The organism is Bosea vaviloviae (assembly GCF_001741865.1).
In the GTDB taxonomy this organism is placed as follows: domain Bacteria; phylum Pseudomonadota; class Alphaproteobacteria; order Rhizobiales; family Beijerinckiaceae; genus Allobosea; species Allobosea vaviloviae.
Map to the genome: position 1 here is coordinate 702,110 of NZ_CP017147.1, position 21,902 is coordinate 724,011.

Below are 21,902 nucleotides of genomic sequence, written 5' to 3' on the forward strand. Positions count from 1 at the left end.
TGACAGCTTTATTTTCACAAGCTAGAAAACATGAAAATTATCCGACGTCAATCAGCGGAAGAGCCATGTCACGCGCCCTGAAACCGACGACGGACCTCGCCAATCGCATCGCCCAAATCTACCCCTCGCTCAGCGAGGGCCATCGCAAGGCGGCCGACTTCGTCCTGCAGAGCCCGCTCGATTCCGCGACCGTGACGATCGAGGGGCTGGCCGAAAAGAGCGGCACCTCGACCGCGACCGTGACCCGCTTCGTCCGGGCCTTGGGCTACCGCAATTATGGCGATTTCCGCGCGGCCTTGTCGACGGCGCTCAAGGTCGCGATGGGGCCGGTGGAAGGTCTTGCCGATGCCCGCGCCACGGCCGGCTCGGTCTTCGCGACCATGGCGACGACCCTGCAGCGCGAGGCCAACAATCTCGACGAGGCGATCGCGACGCTGGAGGAGGAGACGGTCAACCGCGCCATCGCCCTGTTCCTGAAAGCGCGCCGCATCTTCATCGTCGGCTCCGGCGCGAGCTACTATGTCGGCGCCTTCCTGGAGGACGGGCTCGCGCTCTATCTCGACGCCGACGTCGTCTTCGCCTCCTCGCGTGGCGGGCCGGAACGCGCCGTCCGCCATATGCTCTCGGCCGGGCCCGACGACGTCGTCATCGCGATCTCGCTGCCACGCTATTCGCGCAACACGCTTGAGCTCGCCAAGTTCGCCAGGAAGCGCGGCGCCGTCCTGATCGCCCTGACCGACGGACCGTCATCGCCGCTGGTGCCGCTGGCCGACATGACCTTCTTCGCGCCGGCTCGCAACAGCTTCCTGCCGAACTCGCCGACCGCCGCCTTTGCCGTCGCTGGCGCGCTGATCACCACCCTGGCACGCGAGCGCCCAGATGCGGTCGAGGCGCTGAAGGGGCTGAGCGAGAGCCTGCTCTGGACCTTCCACTATTAGCCCTCCGCCTACCGCGATTGACCGCGAAATCCCGCTCCTGGGAGTCTGACCTGAAATGACGCCTTTATTTTCAAAGGCCTGGCCCTCAGCGACAACCTTGCCGTCATTGCGAGCGCAGCGAAGCAATCCAGGGGACGTAGAGCGAGCCCTCCTGGATTGCTTCGTCGCTGACGCTCCTCGCAATGACGGCAAGATACTCTAGTTGAGATTGAGCCCGAGCTCACGGATGAGCGGCACCCATAATTGTCTTTCAGACTGGATCAGCTGCGCGAATTCCGCAGGCCCGCCCGCCAGGGGCTCCACGCCCAACTCGTTCATCCGCGCGCGCAAGGCAGCGTCTGCCAGGGCGGCGGCGTGAGCCTTGCCAAGAATTCCGGCCACCTCGTCGGAGGCCTTCCCGGTCGTCATCAAACCCTGCCATGCATAGGCTTCGAACCCTGATCGGCCATAGGCCTCGTCGATCGTCGGGACGTCCGGCAAGGCCGCCAATCGCTTGGGCGAGCACACGGCGAGCGGGCGAACCTGGCCTGAGCGCATCAATTCGCCGCCTGCGGCATAGTCGACCATCCCGGTTTCGACGCTGCCTGACAGCAGGTCGGCGATCATCGGCGCCATCCCGCGATAGGGCACATGGGTCAGGCGCAATCCCAGATCCCGTGTCAGCCTCGCCATGGTCAGGTGATGCGGCGATCCTACGCCAGGCGAGCCGAAATTGAGGCCATCTGCCGTCGACTTGGCGCGCTCTGCAAAATCTTTCGCGCTCGCGATCGGCGATGAGCGTGCTGCGCTCAGGACGAGATGGAAGCGTGCGAGCAGCCCGACCGGCCGCAGGTCGCGATCCGGATCAAACGGGAGTTTTGCGAAAAGGGCGGTGTTGTTGACCAGCGTGCCATTGTCCGCGGTCAAGAGGGTGTAGCCGTCAGGGGGCGCCTTTGCCACCGCGTCCGCCCCGATATTGGTCGATGCACCCGGCCGGTTCTCGATGACGATCGCTTGACCCAGCTTCGCGCTCATCGCGCTGCCCACGAGGCGCGCGATGATGTCGGCTCCGCCGCCCGCGGCATATGGCACGATCCATTTGATCGGCCGGTCCGGATAGGCAGCGTAGGCTGGCGAAGCCAAGGCCAGGGCACTAGCGCCGGTACCAGTTGCCGCCAGGAAGCTTCTGCGTGTCAGTGTGTTGGTATCGGTCATCATCTCCCCCTTTGTGATGTTGTCTTGTAAAACTCGGTTGCGTGGCCCCAGGATTGACTGTGATCGCCGGCCTCGATGCCGGGGACGGCTGACTTCATGGGCCTGCATCACGGCGCCGCCTGGATCTGTGCGCGGCACTCGCCAAAGCCGATCGCGGCGAAGCCGGGCCGGCGGCAGCGGGCGCGTAAGGTAACCTCGTCGCCATCCTCGAGGAAGCGCCGTTCCTCGCCACCTGGCAACAGGATCGGGTTCCGCCCGCCCAAGGTCGCTTCCAGGAGCGAGCCGGCCTCAGTGGGCGCAGGGCCCGATATCGTTCCGGTTCCGATGAGATCGCCGGGCCTGAGGTTGCACCGACGTGGGCTTCCGCCGCGGTCGGCCCTGAGAGATTGGCCGATAACGATGCCTCTGTTTTCAAAAGCTTGAGCATCAAGGACAAACGCGCCGTCATCCCGGACAAGCGGCGAAGCCGCGCAGATCCGGGATCCATGCCGGAGCGCTCTTTCCCTTCTCCCCTCGCGGGAGCAAGGTGGCGCGCAGCCCGAAGACCAGCCAGCGCGGGGAACCCTCGCCCGTAGGGAGAGGGCAGGGTGAGGGGTCGGCCGTCTGACGTATTGATCGCGAGCTAACCGCAGCCTCGCTGTGAAGTTTCCACGCAACTGGTCCAGGGGCCGACACCTCACCCCTGCCCCTCTCCTTACAGGAGAGGGGTTCCCCGCGCCTTTCGTCACAGCCGTTTGCTCTTGGCTTATTCCCTGCAGCGCTACGCCGCAGGGCGCTTATCGCGGCTCGCGACGTCCCGGATCGAAATGCTTGGCGAGCTTGGCTCCGTAGTGTCCATAGTCGCGCTGCAAGGTGCCGTTCTCAGCGGCGTAGGGGGTCACGGCCTGCGGGAAACGGCTCTCGAACATGAAAGCGAGGGTGTTCTCGAGTTTGTGGGGCTTCAACTCGCTGTTCGAGGCCTTCTCAAAAGCGTCGACATCGGGACCATGCGGCAGCATGCTGTTGTGGAGGCTGATGCCGCCCGGCACGAAACCGCCTTCGGTCTTGGCGTCGTAGACGCCGTAGACCAGCCCCATGAACTCGCTCATCACATTGATGTGGTACCAGGGCGGCCGGAAGGTGTTCTCCGCCACAAGCCATCGGTCGGAGAACAGGACGAAGTCGATATTGGCAGTGCCGGGCGTCTCCGACGGCGAGGTCAGCACGGTGAAGATCGAGGGATCGGCGTGATCGAACAGGATCGGGCCGACCGGCGCGTATCGACGCAGATCGTATTTGTACGGGGCATAGTTCCCGTGCCAGGCCACGACATCCAGGGGTGAATGGGCGAGATCGCAGGCCCAAAGGTGTCCGCCCCATTTGACCATCATTGTGCCCGCCGCATCGCGGTCCTCATAGGCGGCAACGGGCGTGAGGAAGTCGCGCGGATTGGCAAGACAATTCGCGCCGATGGGCCCACGCTCCGGCAGCGTCAAGGCGCCACCATAATTCTCGCAGATGTAGCCGCGTGCGGATCCCTCGACGAGTTCGACAGTGAACTTGATGCCGCGAGGAATGACGACGATTTCGCCGGGCTCGATCGCGATCACGCCAAATTCGGTTCGAAACCTCAGCCGGCCCTGCTCGGGCACGATCAGCATCTCCGCATCGGCATTGTAGAAATACTGGTCCTGCATCGAGCGTGTGGCGACGTAGACATGGGCCGCCATGCCGCTTTGCGCGCTGACGTCGCCGCAGGTCGTGATCGTGCGAATGCCCTCGATGAAGGACGTCGGCTCGCTCGGGATCTCCTGGGGGTCCCAGCGCAGCGGCCCGATCGGCAGATCCGCTGCCGGATGCGGCGCCGAACACCACAAACCGGGAGCCATCCTGGTGAAGCGTCCCCAATGCGCCACGGTCGGGCGGATCCGATACAGCCAGGATCTCTCATTGGTGGTGCGCGGTGCCGTAAACGGCGAGCCCGAGATCTGCTCGGCATAGAGGCCGTAAGGGCATTTCTGGGGCGAGTTGCGGCCGACGGGCAGGGCTCCGGGCAGCGCCTCGGTCTCAAAACCGTTGCCGAAACCCGACATGTAGCCCGCCGTGATTCCCGAGCCCGACGCGATCTGGCCGAGGGGCGATGGTGCTTGAGCGGTCATGGTCGCCTCTTTGGTTCGCAGTGTTTGGGTTGCCGGTGTTTGGGTTGGCGCTGTTTGGGTTGGCGGCGTCAGATCTTGAAGCAGATGGCAGCGCGGTGCCTCACTCGGCATCCGCCTGCTTGTCAGGGGCGGCATCAGTAAAAGCCGCGAGCGCCATGCAGCTCACTTCTGCCGCCAGCAGGCGTGGCACGCTCGACAGATCGCAGCTGAAGCGGCGGGCGTTGGAAAGCTGCGGAACGAGACAGATGTCCGCCAGAGTAGGCGAGGCGCCAAAGCAGAACGGCCCCGGCGCGCCGACGAGAAGAGCTTCGCAGGCCTTCAGCCCGTCCTCGATGACATCGCGAGCCCAGCTCGTGACCGCGGCCTCGGGTAAACCGAGTGCCCGGAGCCGCGCCAGAACCCTCAGATTCTGCACGGGATGGATGTCCGCCGCGATAGCCAGTGCAAAGGCCCGGACGCGCGCGCGAGGCAGCGCATGCTCGGGTAGAACAGGCGGCACCGGATGGGTTTCCTCCAGCCATTCGCATATCGCCAACGACTGCGTCAGAACGCCTCCGGCCAGCTCCAGAACAGGAACAAATCCCTGCGGATTCAGCTGAAGGAAATCCGGCGCACGCTGCTCGCCATGGCGCAGATGGTGCGAGACATGCGTTGCCGTGAGGCCCTTGAGGTTGAGCGCGATGCGCACGCGCCACGCCGCACTCGAGCGAAAATACCCGTGGAGGGTGAGCGCCCCCGCTCCCGGCCGGCCCGAAGGCGCGGTCTTTGCTGGGAGGCCTGAGCGATCCGGATCTTGCGCTGTGCCGTCGCGCGCCACGACTTCCCCCTAGAGCCGGATGATTTCAGTCGGGATCACGAGGTGATCCCGACTGAAATCTGAATCCGTCTCTCATCAAAGAGTTAGAGCAGGATCAATGCGAAAAACCGGTTCCCACTTTTCGCATCCTGCTCTAGGTGCAACGAGAAACGTTGGATACGATATCAATATCCCGACCGTTTAATATCATTTCATATGAAATCAAACAAGCCACCTGACCGGAAATTTTCCCAGAGGGGCGATGGGAAGGATCCGGACATGCCTGCCGTTTCGGACGAGCCGCTGGTGCTGGCGCGCTTTCTGCCCTACCGATTCTCCATCCTGGCCGAGCGCATCAGCCGCGCCTTCGGAGCGCGCTACGGCGCCGCCTTCGGCCTCGGCATCCCCGAATGGCGGGTGATGGCTGTGCTCGGCGAGTTGAACAGATGCTCGACGAAAGAGATCATCGCCCGCACCGAGATGGACCCCGTAAAGGTCAGCCGCGCAGCCGGCCGGCTGGTGGATCTCGGCCTCGTCCAGCAAAAGCCTCACCCCGAGGACAAACGCGCGCAGATGCTGAACCTGACCCGCAAGGGGGGCGATGTTTACGGCAGGATCCTGCCGATGGCGCGCGCGCTCGAGGCTGAATTCACCAGCGTGCTGGATGCCGAGGAGCGGCGCGCCTTGGATGTCATCCTGACCAAGCTGCATGTCAGCGCAGGGCGCCTCCAGGAAACGTCTTGAGGACCGGGTCGTGTCGGTGCCCGCGCCACGGCCGGGCCGGAGGACGTCGTCATCGCGATCTCGCTGCCGCGCTATTCGCGCAACACGCTCGAGCTCGCCAAGTTCGCCAGGAAGCGCGGCGCCGTCCTGATCGCCCTGACCGACGGACCGTCATCGCCGCTGGTGCCGCTGGCCGACATGACCTTCTTCGCCCCGGCTCGCAACAGCGTCCTGCCGAACTCGCCGACCGCCGCCTTCGCCGTCGCCGTCGCCGTCGCCGACGCGCTGATCACCACGCTGGCACGCGAGCGCCCGGATGCTGTCGAGGCGCTGAAGGGGCTGAGCGAAAGCCTGCTCTGGACCTTTCACTATTAGGCGGAATGGCCGGTTTCTGGGGGTGCTCGAGATTCGGATTTCTTGGGGCCCGGCCCACTCGCATTGGGCGCCGGCTTTGGCTTCGGCCGCGCCGAACTCTGCAAGGCCTTTTCTCCCGCGGCCGCGTTGACCCGGCTGTCGCGGTCAGGCACCTGGCTGAACGGGCGCCTCGATGAGTCAGACTCGCTTCAGGCCGACTGCCTGAAGCTCGGCTTCAAATTCCGCGAGGCAGTTATCGGGTACAGCGAGGACGAACAGATCCCGTGCCCGGGTCAAAGCCACATAACCGATCCGGCCTTCCTCGGTGCCTGTTCCATTCAGTAACGCCCGAACATGCCCCTTCTGCGCCACATAGAGGACCGCTTCCAGGCTCTCACCCTTGACTTTATGCACGGTCGAGGTGCGAAAGGTCGCGCCGACATCGATCGCAAGGCCGGCCACCGCGATTAGAGGGCGCGCCTCGAGCTTCGTCTTGGCGAGCCTGCGGCCGAGATTGTCCGCTGCCTCGAACCCGAAGTTCCCGACCATGGTTGCGATCAGGGCCTGCGCTCGGGCGACGAGCAAGGGATGCCATCCGCTGTCGGCGACGAGCGTGGCCGATGGAAGGCCTGTCGCGGGATCGCGCACGAACGACCAGATCAGCTGGCGCAAGCGACGCATGTCGTCATCCTCCGGACGCGCGAGCTGCGCCGACAGAGAACCATGTTTTGCGGCGAGCAGACCGCTCAGGCCCAGGCAAGTCTGAATGAAGGCCCGATGGAAGTTCTTTTTCTGGTCGCGGCTGATCGCGGCGTCGGCAAGACATCGCACGACCCCAATGCCCTGGCCGTCGAGTTCGCCGGCCCATTCCGCGGTCATGGGCTTCGACCGGCATAGAACGACTCCATGTGCCGGATCGATGCCCGCCGCGCCCAACAAGCTTCTGAAGGATGTCAGCGCATGATCCCGTTCGGCCGCCTTGAATGGCATATAATAGGCGATCGTTCGGCCCATGGCCGCGGCGCGCTTGGCCGTGTCGGCGCGCTGGGTCAGCTTGTTGGCAACGCCCACGATATCGGGCAGCGATCGGTAGTTAACCGACAGATTGTACCCGGACACGCCGGGCCGAGTGCCATAATCCTGCAGGAAAGCACCGTCGGCGCGCGCAAACTCGTAGATGCCCTGATGGGGGTCGCCGATCAGGGATACATGTGAACCGGCGTCTATCAGAAGCTGGAGGATCGCCTGATGCTCGGGACCGATGTCCTGAGCCTCGTCGACGAGGATGTGAGGATAGCGCCGCGCCAGCGCGCGAAGAACAAACGGCTTTTCGCGCAACACGCGCAGCACCCAGTAACGGCCTGCCGAGTGACTATACGCGCCAACCGCCGCAAGTTTGGCCAAGGCGGGTTCGGCCCATTTCGCCGGGAGCGCCGCAGCGCCTCGCCCGATCGAGTAGCGGAATCCCGCACCACCGCAGGCGACCTCGATACCCGTTGTCGGTCGCGAGATTTTGCCATCATAGACTTTGAAACCAGCCAAGAAGCCTTCGCGGCCTTCGACGAGATAGGGCGCCCGATCGCACTTCATCACCCGGTGGCCGTGCGGCCGCAAGACGTTGCTCGTGATGAAGCCGTCCATTGTGTCGATCTCAACCGCGGAGGATCGGCCGATCACCGGCAGGCCGCGCAGCAGTGCCGCATATTCCTTGCGGAACGTGTCAACTGCTACATTCGAGAAGGACAGGAGTGCGATCAGGCCCGAGCCCTCATGCCGCTGTCGCATGGCGGCGAGCCGATGGACGGCCGTTTTCGTTTTGCCGCTGCCCGCGCAAGCCATAACCGCGATCGGGCCGAGCGGCAGGTCGACGATGTCGCGCTGCTCGGGCGAAAGGTCATCGATCATTGGCAGGCATGCTCGATCGCATTGAGGATATAGCGGGGCGACTCGATCTCGAACTTCTCGTCCTGTATCTGAGCGGCCAGCGCCTGCGCGAACTTCCCCTTGGACACATTGCCACTGCTGCGCTCGAACATGCCGCGAAACAGCGTTTCGGCTTTTGCTTGATTACCTTCAGCGGCCTCGACCGAGATATTGAGATCCGCACCGATCTGCGGATGGATATCCGCGAGCGCCGCCAGCATGGTCGGCCGGTTCTTGGCGATCAGCGCGAGATCATATTCGAAGGTTTTCTGGCCATGGAATACCTTCACCAACCCGCCCTGCGCCTTGAGCATCGACTTGGTCGTATCCGATGGATCGACAGCATCGTCCGCCGCCGGATAGAGGGCGACCGTCTTGCCCTCGATCTTGGTACTCGGATCGGCGTCGGTGATCACCGACACCGGGATCGGGATCGCTTTTTCGCCGAACAGCGGCATGAAGCAGTCGAAGTTCAGACCCTCAACGCTGATCAGGCTGACGCCATGATCGCGCAGGTCATACCCGTGGCGCTGGGCGAGAACGTTGACCAGCAGCAGTTCGGCGGCGCCCTCGACGAAAAGCGCACGCCTGGCGAAGAACAGCTCGGCCCGGGTGACATCGAGGTACCGTGCGAGCTTCTCACGCTTGCCCTTTTCAAACTTCACCGATCGCGGGTGGAATGCCGACGCCTTCCTTGCGCCCGCATCGACCAGACAGACGATGGAGTCGAGGTCGGCGATGCTGGCGAAATTGGGCGAGTGGCTGGTCACGAATACCTGCACCGGCTTCTCGCCCGGCTCGCCCTTGTCGATGCTCGACAAGTAGCGCAGCAAAACCGCCTGAAGCTGCGGATGTAGGTGTGCCTCGGGTTCCTCGACGATCAGGCTGCGAAATGCCGCATCGGCATTCTTGGCGAGTTCGCTCAACACCACCGCCATGAAGATCAGATTGTTGTAGCCGAGGCCATTCCGCTCGATGTCGAAAGCGTCGACGACGAGCGAAACGCGTGCTGCGAGTTTGCCAAAATCAGTGCCCGCAAGCCCGACATCAACCACCTGAGCCAGCTTGGGACCTAGCATCGTCAGGTGCCGGCCGGAAATCGCGCCATGGGTGTCCTGGATCGGCTTCTGAGCCTTGAGCTTGTCGTCCAGCTCTATGAGTGCCGCCCCGATCGCATCCCGTCCAGGCTCGTCGGAGAGCAGGTGGAGAAGGCGTGAAAGCTGGCTGTTCCGGCTTGGCCGCAGGCCCTGCTCGGCGTCACGCAGCGGCTGGAGATAGACGCTGCGCAAGTTCTCGAGCATCGACGACGTCATCGAAACTTCGTCGAAATCCCCGCACCAACGGCGTGGCTTCAGACGCCCCGACTTATCGGCATCGCCATAGGTCACGCCCATGATCGCCTCTGTCTTGCCGTCGGCCCCCTCCCGGATCGCGTGCATGAACTCGGCCTCGTCGTCGAGGCTCAGGTCCCGGAAGACAAATTCGAACCGGATCTCGCCGGAAGCCACGCCGCCCTCCGGCAGGTGGATATCGTCGCAGCTGAAGCGGGGATAGGGATCGTCGGCCCCCGCAAGCAGCGCCCGCAATGCGTCCACGACCGCCGTCTTGCCGATATTGTTCGGCCCAACGATCACGTTGAGGCCTGGCCGAAACAGTAACGTAGCCTCCCCAACGCGCCGGAAGTTCTTGATCGTTAGCTGCGCCAGAAACACGTTCCCACCCCCAAAAGCGTTCTTCTCCACACGCTTCCTATCCCAAAGAGCGGTCACCCGGTAGCAGTGCAACCCATGATCGTGCCCCTGGATGTAGAGCTTCGATTAGGTGCTCTCAATTTGCCATGCGCGATCCTGAACCAAAGCGGGCGATAGCGCGCTACCCCCGGTGCTGCGGCTGAGTATTCAATTTCCGCTTCCACAGCGGTCGTCGTATCTTCTCTACCGACGCAACGCTCACGGCGACCCTATGGTCATCTGATCACTCGCGTGAATCATCCGCCAATTTGAGAAGCTCGGGATAGCCAGATGACTTACGTTCCCGTTGAGCGCGCCGCAGAGTTCGCAACGCGCTTGCTCGGCATTTTCAGAGAACTTGGATTCGATTCCGCGCCGTTAGAGGGCGTTGAAGCCGGAGTCATTTCTTTATGGGATGTGCTCGAAAACCTGGCTTCGCCGGGCGATCCTCATAATCCAGCGATCGCCGAAAAATACGTTTCAGGCGCAGGGCTCCACGATTTAGCTGCGAAAGTTGTTGCGGTTTGGGATCACAAACTAGAAGCTCGATCGTTTCTGGCGCCGCATATCAAGTTGCTAGCTGAGGCTCACTACACTGGGCAGAATGCATCAAACCCGCGCTGGGACCGCAAGGACGGCATTGCCCGCGAGCAAGGTTCAGCTGACAAGGTCATAGAGCTCTATTGGGCCTGTCTCTGCATCCTCGCTGATATGTCGGTTGAAATCGACGATCCCGAAGCGTCGTCCGGAGGGCGAAATCCAGACGTGATCGCCACCGCAGCCGATGGAACACGCTGGGCCTTCGCTCTCAAGACGCTTGCACGAGTTCCTCATCCTGCAACGGCGGCGAAGAACCTTATGTGTAACATCAAGAAGGCATGTGAACAGATCGAGCGAGCTGAGTGTGACAAGGGGATTGTCGTCGTAAATCTAAAGAACGTCCTCGATCACGATGCACTGCGGTCTGCAGGGACGTTCGCAAACGAACAAGCAGCTCAATGCGCCATCAATGCGCAGATATCTCAAATCTTGGAGCCGTTCTACGCCAACGAAGTCGTCGAATTGGAACACTGCTTCGCGCAGCGCGGTAAAGTTGCCCCAATGGTCGCACTTGTCGCTCACTCGACGGTGTTTATGCAAACCCCCGACTCATTCAGTGCGTTCGCCCAAGTGAATACGATGATGGTGGCCACTCTTCCTACCCGAGATGAGCCTAAACCCGGCACATTTATGCGCGAGGCGTGCGCCCTTGCTGAGGATCTCAATCGGCTGGTTTGGGCGATCAAGTGAGGCATTCTCATGCACCCGAACCGGGCTTTCCAGATCCGGGCTGATGACGCCATTCCCTTCTCGTGCCGCGGGACGCTATCGATATCATTATCCGACGTAAGCTGATTTAAAAATAACAAGAGCACCCAGCGTGTGTCACTATTTTACTGAGATATTGTAGGATAGTAGTTTCGTAAGCACAAATTGTCTTAGACAACGCCGCATTTTATGATACTTTGATATTTAGAATTTGGACAGGTGATCATATTATTCTGTATATCTCAGAAGATATCATGAATTATTGTTAGGATATATTCAGAAATATGTAGCTATTGCTGCATATTTTGGAATGTTATCCGAGGCCTAAGATCAATTCGAGGTGCTGTTCCCGGAACTAGCCAACTTGCTTTCGGGGCACCGCCAGATGCGTGAGGCCGCTCGGTAGGTCTGCATTGGGTCGGGAGCATCGCAAAGGTCCGCTTCCGGGCGCTCACCCAGAGTCCAAGAACGGCTTAGTCCTATGGCGCGTGCTTACGTCGCGCGGCTGCGTCCGCAAGCAAAACTTATCCTCGCCCTAAACCCAGTCCGCCGGGATAAGTGCGCCATCCGCCTCCCACCAATCATGCGCGACGTGAGAGACGAACGCGGGATCGTCGGGAAAGCGGGCGTGGTCGGTCAGGATCACCTGGAAGGCACCGTCGAGCGATCGCGTGGTCTCGATCAGCCAATGGTAAATCCGGCGTACCTCTTCAAAGTCGGTTTCCGCGTCGGTCGCTTGTCCACCTGGGAAATAGACTTGAGAAGGCTGGTCGATCGCCAGAAATCGCAGTGTCGGACGGCCCCTTTGGATGAACCAGCTGTGGAGCGCCATGTGGCCCAATAGGTGATACCAGACCCAGTTCTTGCCGCTTCCGAAGCGGGAAAAATTGACCGTGCCCTGTTCTGTTTCGTTCACCAGATAGGGGCCGCGGATGTCGAAAGTCAGCAGGCCCTTCGAATAGCCCAAGCCAAGCGCCTGGGCCCAGCGGGTGATGACGCCTCCGATGCTGCCCAAGAAGGTCGCGGTCTTGGTCTTAAGGCTAGTGAAATCTGTTTCTTCTTCCAACTCCTCGATCGCCGACTGAAGGGCGGCTATCTCCATGCTCAAGCTGGCTCGGTCCTCGTCGCCACTTGTGGAGGCCACGCGCAGGAACATCTGGATCATGCCGCCCACCCTGGAGGTCGTGTTGCGGTGCTCCAGAGTCCCGCGCACCCGAACATCCTCGTCGCGCAGCCTTAGAATTTGGGCGCGCGCCGCGGCCATCTGATCGTTGACGTCCGTCAGTTGGGTGCGGCGCTCGACCAACGCTTCCTGAACTTGGGTGCGATCGAGCACGACGAAACCAAGCTCGTGATCGAGTACCTGCAACGAACGTCGAAGTTCCAAAGCCTTCGGAGGCGGGACGACCATATCGGCCTGGCAGAGCGGGCAGAACTGTCCATCCACGTCATGGTCTCTGATTAGCTCAAGGCTCCTTAGCCGGCGCCGCTGCTCGTTTGCCGAACCATAGACCTGATCTTGGTCGGACTCGAACTCCTCCAGGGATCCAATCTGCCGCTTGAGACTGTCGCGGCGACGATCCAGCTCGGCGATTTGCCGCGCCAGCACGGCCAACTGGTCGCTACCCGCCATTTCGGTCTGGGATCGACTGAACTGTTCGGCCTGTTCGAGCAATTGGTGGAGGTTATCGGGTGTGGCTGACCGCGCGAGATCGCCGGCCAGTAAGCCGCATTGCTGGGCCTCGGCTATCAAGTAGGCGGCTTCGTCATCGCGGCGCGCTTCGGCCGTCGCCGCCTTGTCCAACTGTTTTTGGAGGTCTCGCTGCCGCTTGCGCTTTGCCTTAAGGTCCGCCTGTTTGGCTATGACATCTTCGTTGATCGCCCCAAGGTAGTAGGGGAGGGTGTCGCGGACGAGTTGGGCGATGCTGGGATCGCTTTGGCGGTGGAAAAACAGATCGGGGTTGGCGATCTCGTTCTGCTTTTGCAGGGAATAGATGATCCCCGACCTGAAGGTCAGCTTCTTGCGCGAGACCTCTCCGTCGGCGCGAGGGATCAGAGTCGCGCCAATCCCAAGCTTGGCGCTGATTCGGTCGAGCAGATCGTCCCGCTTATAGCTGGGCTGTAGATCTTCAATCGGCGGAACCTGGCTGAACCCGCCCGGCGCGATGTGCCACAGCGGGCTGGCGCGCTTGGAGGAGTCAACGCCGGGGCGGGCAACGAACAGTCGCTCACCGTTGAAGTCCAGCTCCAGGCCGTACCAAGCCACGGAATCCTGGATCACGCCGGCTGGCACGCCTAGCTGGCGGGCGCCCAGGCAGTAGTCGATGATCGCTAGAATGGCCGACTTGCCCCGCTCGCTAGGGCCGGTGACGATGTTCACCTTGCCCAGGTTGAAGGGCAGGTCCCGGATCAAACCACGGTGGCTATATAGGATAATTCGACGAATTTGCATCATTAGGGCCTTAGGCCAAAGGCTTCGAGAATGGAGGCCGTTGCTCCGCTCTTGGCCAACCAGCGGCCCGCGAAGCCAGCGTTGTTCAGATGACCTGCAAGGGCGGTACGGACATCCAGCTCAAGCGCTCCGTGCGCGGCGCCCTTACGAAAGCGTCCCCCATCCCCGGCTCGGATGTGTTCAGCGCGCAGCCCATACACAATCGCTTCACGAACCGCCGGAACGAGCGAATAGGCCGCCACTGACATATTGGCGGCAATCGCCGGGTGCTTTTTCGACCAACTTACCAAGCTGCCGGCCAGGCGGCTTGGGCGCGCTTCGTTGAACTCTGGACTCAAGGCCAACGGCGCGACCAGAAAGAGCAGGGAGAAAGGCATGCCAAGCTCGCGCGCCTCGCTCACGTCCTTTTGCTCAGCCTCGAACCCGCGGCAGGCCGCGCCGAGCACGAACATGAGGAAGGCCGGGTTGAAGAGATTGCCGTAGTCGGCCGAGCGCTGCGCCCACTTGGGGAAAGGCGGCCTCATGACAGTGGTTTCCCAACTCCAAAGCGCCCTTTCCAGTGAGGATGCCACCCGATCGCCGGCCGATCGCCGCTGGCGAGGATATGGTAGGAGCCGCGCGTTAGGAACGAGGCGTTAAACCCCTTCAAGCCAACCGGCGCTGTGCCCAGTGTGTCCTTGAGTACCCTCTGGCCGAGTTTTTGATAGGCCTTTTCCGGTTCAGAGTTGCGGGCACAATCGTCGCATTCGGTTTCGGCCGTACCAAAATGCACGCTCCAGGCGCCGCGAAGATCGCTTTCGAACCGATTGAGGTCAGCCAGATCGACACGGAAGTCTTCGATCCAGCGTTTGCGATGGGCGTCGGCCTTGTAGAAGTCGAGCATCGCCGACGCCATCATCTCGCCGTCCACGTGATGGCCAACGGCGAGAATTTGTTGGACAAACGTCCGCTCACGGAGTGTCGCGACCTGAGTTTCGTCCAAGACCTCATCGGTGTCATAACGGGGCAGCCCCGACAAGTTGAGGGCTTGGGACAACTCGGCGATCTTTCGCTCCAGGGCCTCGAAGGGGATGGGACGGCCGCCTTTGCCCTCCAGGTGCTGGATGCACGCGCCATACCACCAACCCACGATGCCTTCGACAAACTGGGGATGAACCTCGTCGGTTCCGCCCGAGGCGCGCAAGCGTTGATCGATCTTCTTTCTAAGATCGATGATTGCAGGCGACGAGCTCATAATCGTCATGTTGTTGACTAGGCGTATCCGCTTTTCGGCCGGCAAGAGGAGAAAAGCCTCGGCACCCTTCTTCAGCGCTCCGGCATCTGACAAATCCGCGTCATTGGAAATCTCGGCCGCCAGCGTTTCGAGTCGGTTGAGCGCCTTGGTTGGGTCTCGCTTCAGGTCTCCGCCCTTGGGCGCCAGGGAATGGGCAACAGATTCCACATCGCCCCCTCTGGGCGAGGTCGTCATCAGAATGAAGCTCGTCTCGGACGGATCTAAACCGCCCTTGATATGGCTAGACCACACCCGCAGCGTCTTCCAAAGGTCCTCATGTCGATCTGTGATGCTGCGAACCGCGCGGCCCGGCGTCTGTCGATGGAGTTTGAGCTGGAGGAGTTCCTCGGGGGAGCCCTGTGCGCCTTGGACGACAACGTCATCGACCGTTTCAATCGAGATCTGGACGGTCAGCCTGTCGCGATCGAGCAGGTGATAGAGCGCATATTCGCATTGATAGATGTAGCCAAGCATCGAGTCGCCGGCTGAAAACTTAGAGTAACTAAGGTCGCTCATTGGGTTAGCCCGTCCGATCGGAATCGCACTAACACAACTCCAGCGTCAGTGAAGCTTCGCCGATCATGGGTTCACCGGTCAACCGCAAACGCTGACGGCACCTCCCTAACCAAATTAGCCGCGAAGTTTACAGCTACATCTTTTAGCGTGCTTCGGATTTCAGGTATTGGCCGGAGGCGGTCCCAAAAGGTCCGCTTTCAGACATCGGTCCAAAGTCGGCTCATGTGGCGCACTGCCGAAGCAGGTTATCGGATCTGTCTCGCCAGCCCTGCATGTCGCGCTATAAGGTGCTCATGGCTTTCGGCGTCTTCATCCTCCGTCACGATTCGATCTACGACGACAGCCCCGCCGAGCGCTATCAGTTCCCGCGCCAGTATCTCGGCCGCGTGCAGGCCTGTATTGGCGGCTGGATCATCTATTACGAGCCGCGCAAGGTCGCCGAGACGCGCGGATATTTCGCCGTTGCCAGGGTTCAGCAGGTGATCCCGGATCCTGCCGCGCCTAACATGTTCATCGCGATCATCGAGCCAGACAGCTATCTCGACTTCGCCCGTCCTGTCCCATTCACCGATGTTAATGGCGTCGTCGAACGCGGCATCCTGAACGAACAGGGGCAGATATCGGGCCGAGCCCAGGCGGCCGTGCGCGCAATCTCGCCGATCGACTTCGATCGTATCCTGGCTCTCGGCCTCGACGAGCACGAGACCCTGCTCCCGCGCGTCGATCAGCCCCTTTCCGGCTTCGCCGAGGAGCAGACGCCCTTCGCGTTCGACCAGGAGCGCGAACGGCTGACGCTGATCACGTCGCGGCTGGTTCGTGATCGGGTGTTCCGGCGTGTCGTCCTGCGCGCCTATGACGAGCGCTGCGCGGTGACTGGGCTGAAGCTCATCAATGGCGGCGGACGCGCCGAGGTCGCAGCCGCCCATATCCGCCCCGTTGCGGCACATGGTCCCGACATCGTCAGCAACGGCATCGCCCTCTCGGGCACAGCTCATTGGATGTTCGACCGTGGCCTCATCAGCCTGTCCGACGATCTCGACATCCTGGTATCGCGCCAAGCCAACGACCCGGATGGGATTCGTAGCTTCATCAACAGAACGGGACGCGCCTTCGCGCCGATGCAGCTGCGCGAGCGACCGCACCCACCTTTCCTGCAGTGGCACCGCGAGAACTGCTTCAAGCAGTGAGATCGCGCCGAGGACGTCGCCTGATCTTGTAGCCACGCGGCAACCGCGGACTTTCGAAAAGCCGCGCCGGTCTCCGGCTCGCTCGCGGCCCCAAAAAGCAAAAAGCGCCAGGAAACCCGGCGCCTTTGGCAGTCTTCGATGTTAGAATGTCCTGGAGCGGGAGAAGGGATTCGAACCCTCGACCCCAACCTTGGCAAGGTTGTGCTCTACCCCTGAGCTACTCCCGCGTCCGGACATGGTCGCGTCGTTGCCGGCGCGAGGCCGGCTTATTGCCTCAAAGCCGGAGCCAGTGCAAGCCTCTTGTTGCAAATCTTCGCGCACCGCCTTGAATAAGCGCTGGGCCGCCGCCTGTCGACCACGCGCAAAAGCAAGATAACATCCTGAAATAATGAGAATTATGGCGACGAAAGGCCGAATTGACGGTGGTTTGAATGCACCCCTTCGCGCTGTGCGAAACGCATTGTTCGGCACGCTCGCTCTTGCGCTGGCATCGGGATTCGCCCTGCTTCTCGGTGCACTGCCCTATGGCTCCGCCGCGCAGCCGTCCCGGGACGATGTCGTGACGATCCATGTCGCGACCAACGGCTTCCATACCGATATCCTGGTGCCATCAGTCACCGCGATCAGGGACTGGCGGCCGCTGCTTGAGGCGTCACCGATCACCCGCGCAGCTTCGGACGCGCCAATGATCGCCTTCGGCTGGGGTTCGCAGAGCGCCTATACCGAACTCGGCGCGATCACCGACCTGTCGCCGCGCCTGCTTCTGAAGGCTGCCGCCTTCGACGCCTCGGTCGTGCATGTGCAGCCGGTTGCAGCCGTCCGGGCGGGTCCGAACCTTCTCAGCCTCAACGTCACGCAGGCGGGCTACCGGGCCCTCGTCGATCATATCGAGCAGAGCCTGCAATACGGACCCGGCGGGTCGCCGATCGTGCTGGAGGGGCTCACGCACGGCCTGGGCGATGCGTTCCTGCGGGGGCGCGATCGCTTCTGGCTGTTGCGCAGTTGCAATGTCTGGGTCGGCGAAGGCCTGCGCAAGGCTGGATTGCCTGTCGGACTGTGGACGCCGCTGGCGCAATCGCTCATGTGGTCGCTGAGCTGGAAAGCTCCAGTCGTAGCGAGGCCGTGATGACTCCTCTAACCCCAGACGAACTCTGCGCCCATCTCTCCGCCCAGGGCCTTTCCTTCCACCGGCTCGACCATCAGGCCGTGTTCACGGTCGAGGAATCGGCGTCGCTGCGCGGCAAGGTTCCCGGCCTGCACTCCAAGAATCTGTTCCTCAAGGACAAGAAGGGCCGGCTCTTCCTGGTCTCGGCACGCGAGAACGCCCGCATCGACCTGAAGCGCCTGCATGAGGTGATCGGCGCGAGCGGGCGGCTGTCCTTCGGCTCGGCCGAATTGCTGCTGGAGAAGCTCGGCGTCACGCCGGGCTCGGTCACCGCCTTCGCCGTGATCAACGACCGCGGCCGCGAGGTCACCATGGTGCTCGACGCCAATCTGATGACCGGCGGCGAGATGAATTTCCACCCGCTGATCAACACCGCGACGCTGCGCATCGGCCGCGACGATATGCTCGCCTTCCTGCGCGGCACCGGCCATGAGCCCCTGATCGTCGATTTGCCGGTGCCGGATGATGTCAGCTTGAACCACGCCGTCATTCCGGGGCAGGCCGCGGGCCTGATGCACGGCTCTCCCCTCGCGGGCGAGATGAAGCGAAGTGCCGAATGAAGGGCGCGGGGAACCCTTCTCCCGCATCGAAGTCGGGTCTACCCGACTTCGACACTCTGGATGCTGAACTCGGGCAGGCCCGAGTTCAGTGAGAAGGGCAGGGATGAGGGCAGGCCAGACAACCAGATCGCACAAGCGGCTCCGCTTCGTCTCCTGGGCTTTCAGGATGAAGCCGGCACTGCGGCTCAGTCTCGCCCCAATAATCAGCGGCAGGCCCTCATCCCTGCCCTTCTCCCATCCGGGAGAAGGGTTCCCCGCGCCTGTCTCATTGCGTCCCCGCCCGCTGAAACCCTCAGACGCTGGAGCTGGATGATTTCAGATGGGATCCAAGAATGAGAGCAGGATCGATGCGAAAAACCGACCCCCACCTTTTTCGCATCCTGCTCTTGCCTCCCGATGGACAGAAGCGCTCATCCTCCCCATCTATGGGCGGGATTGCGGCAATGGCCCGGTCCACCTAATTCCGACGACCTGATAGCGACGAAGGACGACCCATGCTGGTCAATGGCGATGCGGCCGAACAACCCGGCCTGATCAAGGACACCACGACGCAAGCGTTCCGCCAGGATGTCGTGACCGAATCGATGACACAGCCCGTGCTCGTCGACTTCTGGGCGCCCTGGTGCGGCCCCTGCAAGCAATTGACCCCGATCATCGAGAAGGCGGTCAAGGACGCCAAGGGCAAGGTCAAGCTCGTCAAGATGAACATCGACGAGCACCCGCAGATCCCCGGCCAGCTCGGCATCCAGTCGATTCCCGCCGTGATCGCCTTCAAGCAGGGCCAGCCGATCGACGGTTTCATGGGCGCGCAGCCCGAAAGCCAGGTCAAGGCCTTCATCGAGAAGCTGGTCGGGCCGGTGGGGCCCGGCGAGGCCGAGGAGTTGATCGCGGCCGCCCAGGCCGCCGTCGAGACCGGAGACGCCGCTGGTGCGAGCGAACTCTATGCCGGGGTCCTCGAACTCGAGCCCGAGAATCTCGCCGCCATCGCTGGCCTCGCCCGCCTGCATCTCGACATGGGCGATCTCGAAGGCGCCAAGGGCATCCTGGCCATGACGCCAGAAGCCAAGGCGGCCGACCCGGCGATCGCCACGGTCCGCGCCGCGATCGAGCTCGCCGAACAGGCAGCCTCGCTCGGCGACACCGCCGAATTGGAAGCCAAGGTCGCGGCCGACCCGAAAGACCACCAGGCCCGTTTCGACCTCGCCGTGGCGCTGAATGCCCGCGACCGGCGCGAGGAGGCGGTCGATCATCTGATCGCCATCATCAAGGCCGATAGAGCCTGGAACGACGACGGCGCGCGCAAGCAGTTGCTGCAGTTCTTCGAGGCCTGGGGCCCGATGGACGAGAACAGCCAGGCCGGCCGCCGCAAGCTCTCGACCCTGCTGTTCTCGTAAGCCGTCCGGGATCTCGCAAGCATCCAAGATCTCTGAGTATCAAGGAGCCACCGCAGATGGGCATGAATGCCGTCTACAACGGAGCCGAGGATTGCCCGCTGGTGATCCCTGTCTTCCCGCTGGCCGGCGCCCTGCTCCTGCCGCGCGGGCAGATGCCGCTCAACATCTTCGAGCCGCGCTACCTCGCCATGGTCGATGACGCGATCCGCACGCATCGCGTCATCGGCATGATCCAGCCCGAGCCCGAGAACGGCCGCCAGACCGGCGAGCCCGGCCTGCTCCAGGTCGGCTGCCTCGGGCGGATCACGCAATTCGCCGAGACCGGCGACGATCGCTATGTGCTGACGCTGACCGGGATCAGCCGCTTCCGGATCGTCGAGGAGCTCTCGGTCACCACGGCCTATCGCCAGGCCCGGATCTCCTATGACGATTTCCTGATCGACTTCACCGCCCGGGCCGGCGAGGACGAGGTCGATCGCAACGGCCTGCTCAAGGCGCTGCGCGCCTTCGCCAAGGCCAATGAGCTCAAGATCGACTGGAAGGGCGTCAATGAGGCGCCCAACGAGGCGCTGGTCAACGCGCTCTCGATGATGTGCCCCTTCGGCCCGCGCGAAAAACAGGCGCTGCTGGAGGCGCCCAGCCTGAAGAACCGCGCCGAGGTGCTGGTCGCGATCACCGAGATCGAGATCGCGCGCGGCGGCGGCGCCCCGGAGACCACGCTGCAGTGAACCTGGCCGTCGCGAGCGCGGATGCGCAAACCATCAGCTATCCGCCCCGCCGCGCCGTCACGGCCTGGCTGTTCTTCGATTGGGCGGCCCAACCCTTCTTCACCCTGATCACCACCTTCGTCTTCGCGCCCTTCTTTGCGGCTGCTTTGGCCTCGGACCCGATCGCGGGCCAGGCGCTCTGGGGCTATGCGACCGGCTTCGCCGGGTTGTGCATCGCCCTGCTCTCGCCGCTGCTCGGCGGCATCGCCGACCGCACCGGCCCGCGCAAACCCTGGATCGCGACCTTCGGGGCGCTGCTGGTGCTCGGCTCCGGCATGCTTTGGTTCGCGGTGCCGGGCGCAGCCTCAGCGGTGCCGATCGCGCTGGCCGGCTTCGTCATCGCCACGATCGGCGCCGAATTCGCCACCACCTTCAACAATGCGATGATGACGCGGCTCGTCCCGCCGGAGCGATTGGGCTGGCTCTCGGGCACCGGCTGGGCGATCGGCTATCTCGGCGGCCTGCTCTCCCTGGCGATCACGCTGGCCTTGCTTGCAGCCGACCCGCAGACGGGCAAGACCCTGGCAGGGCTGACGCCGATCCTGGGTCTCGACGTTGCCTCTCGCGAGGGCGACCGCTTCTCCGGACCGCTCACGGCGCTCTGGTTCATCGTCTTCGTCACGCCGATGTTCTGGTTGACGCCGGATTCGGCCAAGACCGGCATGCGGCTCGGCGAAGCGGCCAAGGGTGGCGTCGGCCGGCTGAAAGCGACGCTTACCGAATTGCCGCGCCTGCCCTCGCTCGGCCGCTTCCTGCTCGCCAATATGATCTATCAGGATGCGCTGGTCGCGCTCTTCGCCTTTGGCGGCATCTATGCTGCCGGCGTCTTCGGCTGGCAGACCATCGAGCTCGGCATCTTCGGCATCCTGCTCACCGTCACCGGCACGCTCGGCGCCTGGCTGGGCGGCAAGCTCGACGACGCGATCGGCGGCAAGCCCGTGGTGCTGGGAGCGATCGCCTGCCTGCTGCTGGCCTGCCTCGGCATCCTCTCGCTCGGGCGTGACCATATCCTCTTCGTGGTCACTGCGGCTCCCGCCACGCCCGGCGACGGCCTCTTCGCCTCGCTGCCGGAGCGGGTCTATCTCGGCCTGGGGCTCCTGATCGGCCTCGTCGCCGGCCCCTTGCAGGCCTCCTCGCGCAGCCTGATGGCGCGGATCGCGCCCGAGGGCCGCGTCGGCGAGTTCTTCGGGCTGTTCGCGCTTTCGGGGAAGGTGACATCCTTCATGGGGCCGACGCTGGTGGCGCTGGCGACAACGATCTTCGACAGCCAGCGCGCCGGCCTGGCCGTGCTGATCGCCTTCTTCCTGGCAGGCGGGGCGCTGCTGGCCGGCGTTCAGGCGCCGACACGACGCGGCGGCTGAAGGGCGCGGGGAACCCTTGCATCGAAGTCGAATGACGCGGGAACCTCGCGGCAGAACCCTCTCCTGTAAGGAGAGGGCAGGGTGAGGTGTCGGCCGTTACCCGGAGAGGCCGAGCCCTCACCG

At 62.8% G+C, this 21,902-nt stretch carries 18 protein-coding genes, 1 tRNA gene and 1 pseudogene; 10 read left to right on the forward strand and 10 right to left on the reverse strand.

Annotation, left to right across the window (positions count from 1 at the left end; all coding sequences use genetic code 11):
- Positions 1-65 precede the first annotated feature (65 nt).
- The gene (locus BHK69_RS03325; RefSeq protein ID WP_069688865.1) at positions 66-938 is read left to right on the forward strand and encodes a MurR/RpiR family transcriptional regulator; all 873 of its coding nucleotides are present in this window, start codon (positions 66-68) and stop codon (positions 936-938) included.
- A 198-nt stretch (positions 939-1,136) separates the two neighbouring features.
- On the opposite strand, the gene BHK69_RS03330 is transcribed toward BHK69_RS03325, so the two are convergent.
- The 4 genes and pseudogenes from BHK69_RS03330 to maiA form a co-directional block, all read right to left on the reverse strand.
- Positions 1,137-2,240: a Bug family tripartite tricarboxylate transporter substrate binding protein gene (locus BHK69_RS03330; protein WP_199579031.1), complete on the reverse strand. Its 1,104-nt coding sequence runs from the start codon at positions 2,238-2,240 to the stop codon at positions 1,137-1,139.
- Positions 2,240-2,482, reverse strand: a pseudogene (locus BHK69_RS33020) (fumarylacetoacetate hydrolase family protein); the annotation flags it as partial. The gene BHK69_RS03330 and the pseudogene BHK69_RS33020, both read right to left, overlap by 1 nt.
- Before the next feature lie 426 nt (positions 2,483-2,908).
- Entirely contained in the window at positions 2,909-4,270 is a 1,362-nt protein-coding gene (gene hmgA, locus BHK69_RS03335; protein WP_069688866.1) for a homogentisate 1,2-dioxygenase, read from the reverse strand.
- A gap of 100 nt (positions 4,271-4,370) precedes the next feature.
- Complete coding sequence (maiA, locus tag BHK69_RS03340) at positions 4,371-4,958, reverse strand: maleylacetoacetate isomerase (RefSeq protein ID WP_069688867.1); 588 nt, start codon at positions 4,956-4,958, stop codon at positions 4,371-4,373.
- Positions 4,959-5,372: 414 nt separating this feature from the next.
- Here maiA and BHK69_RS03345 point away from each other — a divergent pair, with 414 nt between their 5' ends.
- Both BHK69_RS03345 and BHK69_RS31260 read left to right on the forward strand, forming a co-directional pair.
- Positions 5,373-5,810, forward strand: coding sequence for a MarR family winged helix-turn-helix transcriptional regulator (locus BHK69_RS03345; protein ID WP_158516151.1), 438 nt, complete (start codon positions 5,373-5,375; stop codon positions 5,808-5,810).
- A gap of 63 nt (positions 5,811-5,873) precedes the next feature.
- Positions 5,874-6,164, forward strand: coding sequence for an SIS domain-containing protein (locus BHK69_RS31260; protein ID WP_244548577.1), 291 nt, complete (start codon positions 5,874-5,876; stop codon positions 6,162-6,164).
- A 177-nt stretch (positions 6,165-6,341) separates the two neighbouring features.
- Here BHK69_RS31260 and BHK69_RS03355 read toward each other — a convergent pair whose 3' ends face one another.
- Both BHK69_RS03355 and BHK69_RS03360 read right to left on the reverse strand, forming a co-directional pair.
- Positions 6,342-8,048 carry a UvrD-helicase domain-containing protein gene (locus tag BHK69_RS03355; protein WP_069688870.1) on the reverse strand — a complete coding sequence of 569 codons (1,707 nt, stop codon included), beginning with the start codon at positions 8,046-8,048 and terminating at the stop codon, positions 6,342-6,344.
- Entirely contained in the window at positions 8,045-9,808 is a 1,764-nt protein-coding gene (locus BHK69_RS03360; RefSeq protein WP_244548386.1) for an ATP-dependent nuclease, read from the reverse strand. The genes BHK69_RS03355 and BHK69_RS03360 overlap by 4 nt, the downstream gene beginning before the upstream one ends.
- 279 nt (positions 9,809-10,087) lie before the next feature.
- On the opposite strand from BHK69_RS03360, the gene BHK69_RS03365 reads away from it, so the two are divergent.
- Entirely contained in the window at positions 10,088-11,086 is a 999-nt protein-coding gene (locus BHK69_RS03365; protein ID WP_069688872.1) for a hypothetical protein, read from the forward strand.
- A 553-nt stretch (positions 11,087-11,639) separates the two neighbouring features.
- On the opposite strand, the gene BHK69_RS03370 is transcribed toward BHK69_RS03365, so the two are convergent.
- The 3 genes from BHK69_RS03370 to BHK69_RS03380 are packed head-to-tail and all read right to left on the reverse strand — an operon-like array spanning position 11,640 to position 15,345.
- Positions 11,640-13,559: a DUF3732 domain-containing protein gene (locus tag BHK69_RS03370; RefSeq protein WP_069688873.1), complete on the reverse strand. Its 1,920-nt coding sequence runs from the start codon at positions 13,557-13,559 to the stop codon at positions 11,640-11,642.
- A complete protein-coding gene (locus BHK69_RS03375; RefSeq protein WP_069688874.1) occupies positions 13,559-14,080 on the reverse strand; it encodes a three component ABC system middle component in 522 nt (173 codons plus the stop codon). The genes BHK69_RS03370 and BHK69_RS03375 overlap by 1 nt, the downstream gene beginning before the upstream one ends.
- Positions 14,077-15,345 (reverse strand): ABC-three component system protein, encoded by a 1,269-nt coding sequence (locus BHK69_RS03380; protein WP_069688875.1) that lies wholly within the window; start codon positions 15,343-15,345, stop codon positions 14,077-14,079. Before BHK69_RS03380 ends, BHK69_RS03375 begins: the two co-directional genes overlap by 4 nt.
- Positions 15,346-15,638: 293 nt before the next feature.
- Here BHK69_RS03380 and BHK69_RS03385 point away from each other — a divergent pair, with 293 nt between their 5' ends.
- Complete coding sequence (locus tag BHK69_RS03385) at positions 15,639-16,532, forward strand: HNH endonuclease (protein ID WP_069693341.1); 894 nt, start codon at positions 15,639-15,641, stop codon at positions 16,530-16,532.
- Between the two features lie 152 nt (positions 16,533-16,684).
- Here BHK69_RS03385 and BHK69_RS03390 read toward each other — a convergent pair.
- Positions 16,685-16,759 (reverse strand) — tRNA-Gly (locus tag BHK69_RS03390).
- A 200-nt stretch (positions 16,760-16,959) separates the two neighbouring features.
- On the opposite strand from BHK69_RS03390, the gene BHK69_RS03395 reads away from it, so the two are divergent.
- From BHK69_RS03395 to BHK69_RS03415, 5 genes are all read left to right on the forward strand, one after another.
- The gene (locus tag BHK69_RS03395; RefSeq protein ID WP_158516152.1) at positions 16,960-17,658 is read left to right on the forward strand and encodes a DUF2459 domain-containing protein; all 699 of its coding nucleotides are present in this window, start codon (positions 16,960-16,962) and stop codon (positions 17,656-17,658) included.
- Positions 17,658-18,257, forward strand: coding sequence for a prolyl-tRNA synthetase associated domain-containing protein (locus BHK69_RS03400; RefSeq protein ID WP_069688877.1), 600 nt, complete (start codon positions 17,658-17,660; stop codon positions 18,255-18,257). Before BHK69_RS03395 ends, BHK69_RS03400 begins: the two co-directional genes overlap by 1 nt.
- 494 nt (positions 18,258-18,751) lie before the next feature.
- On the forward strand, positions 18,752-19,651 hold the full coding sequence (gene trxA / locus BHK69_RS03405) for a thioredoxin (RefSeq protein ID WP_069688878.1): 900 nt from the start codon (positions 18,752-18,754) through the stop codon (positions 19,649-19,651).
- A 56-nt stretch (positions 19,652-19,707) separates the two neighbouring features.
- Positions 19,708-20,379 (forward strand): LON peptidase substrate-binding domain-containing protein, encoded by a 672-nt coding sequence (locus tag BHK69_RS03410; RefSeq protein WP_069688879.1) that lies wholly within the window; start codon positions 19,708-19,710, stop codon positions 20,377-20,379.
- Entirely contained in the window at positions 20,376-21,779 is a 1,404-nt protein-coding gene (locus BHK69_RS03415; protein WP_069688880.1) for an MFS transporter, read from the forward strand. Before BHK69_RS03410 ends, BHK69_RS03415 begins: the two co-directional genes overlap by 4 nt.
- Positions 21,780-21,902: the final 123 nt, after the last annotated feature.